The organism is Bacillus sp. JJ1474 (genome assembly GCF_036965225.1).
Taxonomy (GTDB): Bacteria; Bacillota; Bacilli; order Bacillales; family Cytobacillaceae; genus Cytobacillus.
The window spans coordinates 1-4,134 of record NZ_JBALPC010000205.1 but is presented as its reverse complement, the minus strand read 5'-3'; the positions used below and the strand labels follow the sequence as shown (position 1 = coordinate 4,134).

The window sequence follows — 4,134 nt, the reverse complement described above, 5'->3', positions numbered from 1 at the left end:
AAATCTAAATTTAGATTTTACTCATTTTCGATATGTTAAATTGTTTCGATACCACATCTCGTTATTTTGTCAGTTTTTAAGATTTACAAAAAAAGAAGCCCTTCCCAAAATGGAAGAGCTCCCTATTAATCTGTTTTCAGTTTTTTAATATGCAATTTTTTCGATATGAATCCTTTAGATGGTGAAAATAAAAATACGAGTGCAAATAGAATTCCGTTCATTGTAGCCATGCTTCCTGAGATTGATACATCCTGCCAGCTTGCCAAATAGTACCCCATAATGGCCGCACCTACTCCGAAAATTGCACTTAATACAAGCATTGTACTTAATTTATCTGTTAATAAATAGGCAGATGCACCAGGTGCGATTAACATCGCAACAACTAAAATAGCACCAACACTATCAAAGGATGCAACTGTAGTAATTGATACCATCCCCATTAACAAGTAGTGGATCAGCAAAACTGGAATTCCAATTGCTGCAGCCATGCTCGGATCAAAGGATGTAATTTTCAATTCTTTGTAAAATAGCAGAATCATAATTAAGTCGATGATAAGCACAGCAGAAAGCATTAAAAACGCTTTTGGCAATTCTGGTAAAGGGCCCCACTGCACAAGATCCCAAGGGACAAATGTGATTTCCCCCATTAAAGCATGATCAACATCTAAATGGACATCCCCAGCATACAAGGTGATGAGGATTACCCCGACTGCAAAAAGAAAGGTGAAAACGACTCCAATGGATGCATCCTCTTGTATCCCTGAGCTATGAAAAATTTGAACGAGAAAAGCAGTTAATAAGCCTACAACTGCCGCTCCAATTAACATATACAATCCATTCATACTTTGACTAATAATAAAAGCTAACACAATGCCAAGTAAAACTGTGTGGCTAATCGCATCTGCTAGCATGGAGAGCTTACGCAAAATTAGAAAGCAGCCAGTAATTCCGCATGCAATGCCAGCTAATGAAGCAACAATTAATATCCATCCTTCATAGCTCATGATAAGCCACTCCCTTTTTGCTGATGCAAAATTTGCTGTTCTCTAATTTGCTTGTCACGAAGTATTCTTTTTATGCATTTTGTTACTAAACCTCTTTGAGGGGCAAAAAGCATAGAAACGAGAAACAATGCTGTAGCAGTAACAACAATAAATGGTCCTGTCGCCAAGCCCTCTCTAAGTGTACTTATCAAAGTTCCAGCCATTCCAGATATAGCCCCGAAAACACCAGAGATGACAACCATTTTCCCAAGCGATTCCGTCCAATATCGTGCGGCAATCGCTGGTGTGATTAATAACGCAGCCATTAAAATAACTCCGACTGCCTGTATGCCAATTACGACAGCTGCTACTAATAATGTCAGAAAAAGAAAATTCAAGAAACGAGATGGGAGCCCTAATCCTATTGCGAATTCTGGATCGAAGGTTAATACTTTTAACTCTTTAAAAAGTAAGGCCGTTACTAAAATTAAGACAGCAGCCGTACTAGCCATTATCTTGACATCATTTCCTACTAGCGAGGCCGCCTGGCCAAAAATAAAATCACTAAGCCCGCTCTTATTTCCAGATGATGATTGGGCCACCTTTGTTAATAATACAATCCCAAATCCAAAAAACACCGACAAGACTAAACAAATAGCCGCATCCTCTTTTAAAATAGAGGCTGATGTAATAAATTGAATACAATAAGCTGCTAGGAGGCCTGTGATCGTTGCACCAATTAAAAGTGCAATAAGTGATTTCTCTCCTATAAGTAAAAAAGCAATACATATTCCTGGCAAAGCAGCGTGCGCGACCGCATCCCCTATCAAGCTTTGCTTTCTTAGGAGTGCTATGCTCCCAAGGACACCGCTCGCTATGCCTAAAAGCATCGTACCGAGCAATACCCATTGTGTATTTGCATCAAACAGAAGCAGCCTTAACATGTCGTTCATCAAAATCACCTCCGCTGCGTTTCCGCCATTATTTGACCCTTCTCTAAGAACGTCAGCTTTCCGCCATATGTCCGATGAAGATTTTCAATTGTAAATGTTTCTTCTGTTGGTCCCGCTGCAATTACATTTATATTCAATAGAATGACATGGTCAAAATAATCTTTTACTGTCTGTAAATCATGGTGAACAACAAGAACTGTTTTTCCCTGATTTTTCAAATCATTCAACAGTTCAATAATGGCTCTTTCCGTAGCAGCATCCACCCCAACAAACGGTTCATCCATAAAATATATTTTTGCATCTTGAGCAAGAGCTCTAGCAAGGAAAACTCTCTGCTGCTGTCCCCCTGATAACTGGCTTATTTGCCGGTCAGCATACTCTTCCATGCCGACCTTCTGTAAACATTCTTTTGCATACTCAACGTCTTTTTTTCCTGGCCTTTTAAACCAGCCAATATGTCCATAGCGCCCCATTAAAACAACGTCAAGTGCATTAGTAGGAAAATCCCAGTCTACAGATCCTCTCTGAGGGACATACCCAACAACCCTTTCTTTTGGACTGTATGGTTTTCCATAAATTTCTACGTTTCCCGATGTTTTTGGTATTAACCCTAGCACTGCTTTAATCAATGTTGATTTGCCTGCCCCATTGGGACCGATAATACCAATTAACTTTCCTTCCGGCACATCAAATTGAACATCTTCTAAAACAGGTTTCTTTTGATAAGCAACGGTTAAATTTTCCACTTTGACCGGATTCATGACCTCACCTACTTCATTGAATTTACAATTGTATTTACATTATGTTTATACATGCCAATATAGGTACCTTCTTCGGTTCCTTCTTCTCCCATAGCATCTGAGTAAAGCTCTCCCCCAATTTTCACATCATGGCCTTTTTTCTTTGCCCCTTCAATTACCGCATTAATAGAGCGTTCGGAAATACTTGACTCAATAAACACTGCTTTTATATTTCTTGTAACCAATAACTCTACTATTTTTTGAACATCTCCAAGGCCATATTCCGCATCTGTGCTTAAACCTTGTAAACCTTCTACTTCCATATTGAATGCCGCACCAAAATATCCAAATGCATCATGTGCTGTCACAAGGACTCTTTGTTCGGAAGGAATTTTCTCCATTTCTGCAGCAGCAAACTCTTTTAACTCTTTTAATTTATTAAAATACTCTTGGGCATTTTTTTCATAGTAAGCTTTATTGTCAGGGTCTGCTTTGATAAGACCCTTTTCCACTTCCTTTAATGCTCCCGTCCATAAATCAATATCAAACCAAATATGTGGATCGATGGCACCTTTTCCATCTGCCTTTAATAATAGTTCTTCTTCCTTGAGCGATTCACCGATCGCATAAGTTGGTTTATCTTTATTCATTTTCTCGAGGACATCGAGCATTTTTCCTTCTAAATGAAGCCCGTTATAAAAGATCACATCTGCTTTTTGCAGCTTCCCAATATCCCCTTGTGTAGCTTTATAAAGGTGAGGATCAGTTCCTGGCCCCATCAGGCTTTGTACGTCCACCTTGTCACCGCCGATATTTTTTACCGCATCAGCTATTTGGCTAATCGTTGTTGTAACAACGAGCTTTTCACCACGTTGATATCCATTTGAAGAGTCAGATGAACAAGCGCCAAGAATAAATAATGATAATACAAGCAGCATCCCTAATAATTTTTTCATCAATCGTCACCTCTTTTAATTGAGTGTATGCACGTTTATTCAATAAGTGCACATATTTTTGGTATATACATTAATTTTTCATCAATATATAAATGTTGCCTTAGTACAACATTTTAAACCCAATCATAAAATTGTCAATTATTTTTCCAAAAAAAAAACGGCTTTCGCCGAAATTATTTTTTTTTATACGGTTTAATTGTAAAATTTTCTTGAATATACCATCTATCTTTACTGACAATATTAGATACCGTTAATATGAGGGAAGGGATTTTCTCTACATTAAATACGATTAAACCAATCTGATCATTCATAATGATGAAAGACTCTCCATGAGGAAATGATGGGAGCTGTTTGCCCAGGTGTGCAATAGAGCTAACGATAATTTGTTTTATTTCCAGCTCTATTTGGACATGGGGAGAGAATCTTAATATCCAATCATCTTTATCAATCGAAAATCGGTACATGATCTCACCCTCTTTTGAAAGATAGCTTAATTAATAAT

Annotated in this window: 5 protein-coding genes; all 5 read right to left on the bottom strand. The window is 38.0% G+C overall.

Going from position 1 to position 4,134, the window contains the following annotated elements:
* Window positions 1–125: 125 nt before the first annotated feature.
* The 5 genes from V7164_RS21715 to V7164_RS21695 all read right to left on the bottom strand — a co-directional run bounded on the left by V7164_RS21715 (window position 126) and on the right by V7164_RS21695 (window position 4,096).
* Window positions 126–1,004, bottom strand: coding sequence for a metal ABC transporter permease (locus V7164_RS21715; RefSeq protein WP_335344207.1), 879 nt, complete (start codon window positions 1,002–1,004; stop codon window positions 126–128).
* Entirely contained in the window at window positions 1,001–1,936 is a 936-nt protein-coding gene (locus tag V7164_RS21710; RefSeq protein ID WP_438824080.1) for a metal ABC transporter permease, read from the bottom strand. The genes V7164_RS21715 and V7164_RS21710 overlap by 4 nt, the downstream gene beginning before the upstream one ends.
* Before the next feature lie 5 nt (window positions 1,937–1,941).
* Entirely contained in the window at window positions 1,942–2,697 is a 756-nt protein-coding gene (locus V7164_RS21705) for a metal ABC transporter ATP-binding protein (RefSeq protein WP_335344206.1), read from the bottom strand.
* Window positions 2,698–2,705: 8 nt separating this feature from the next.
* Window positions 2,706–3,632 (bottom strand): metal ABC transporter solute-binding protein, Zn/Mn family, encoded by a 927-nt coding sequence (locus V7164_RS21700; protein ID WP_335344205.1) that lies wholly within the window; start codon window positions 3,630–3,632, stop codon window positions 2,706–2,708.
* Between the two features lie 173 nt (window positions 3,633–3,805).
* Window positions 3,806–4,096 carry a hypothetical protein gene (locus V7164_RS21695; protein ID WP_335344204.1) on the bottom strand — a complete coding sequence of 97 codons (291 nt, stop codon included), beginning with the start codon at window positions 4,094–4,096 and terminating at the stop codon, window positions 3,806–3,808.
* Window positions 4,097–4,134: the final 38 nt, after the last annotated feature.

Bases quoted from the DNA above. Each gene is read 5' to 3' on its own strand.
- V7164_RS21715 (WP_335344207.1), bottom strand. From the start codon at position 1,004: ATGAGCTATGAAGGATGGATATTAATTGTTGCTTCATTAGCTGGCATT.
- V7164_RS21710 (WP_438824080.1), bottom strand. From the start codon at position 1,936: ATGAACGACATGTTAAGGCTGCTTCTGTTTGATGCAAATACACAATGG.
- V7164_RS21705 (WP_335344206.1), bottom strand. From the start codon at position 2,697: ATGAATCCGGTCAAAGTGGAAAATTTAACCGTTGCTTATCAAAAGAAA.
- V7164_RS21700 (WP_335344205.1), bottom strand. From the start codon at position 3,632: ATGAAAAAATTATTAGGGATGCTGCTTGTATTATCATTATTTATTCTT.
- V7164_RS21695 (WP_335344204.1), bottom strand. From the start codon at position 4,096: ATGTACCGATTTTCGATTGATAAAGATGATTGGATATTAAGATTCTCT.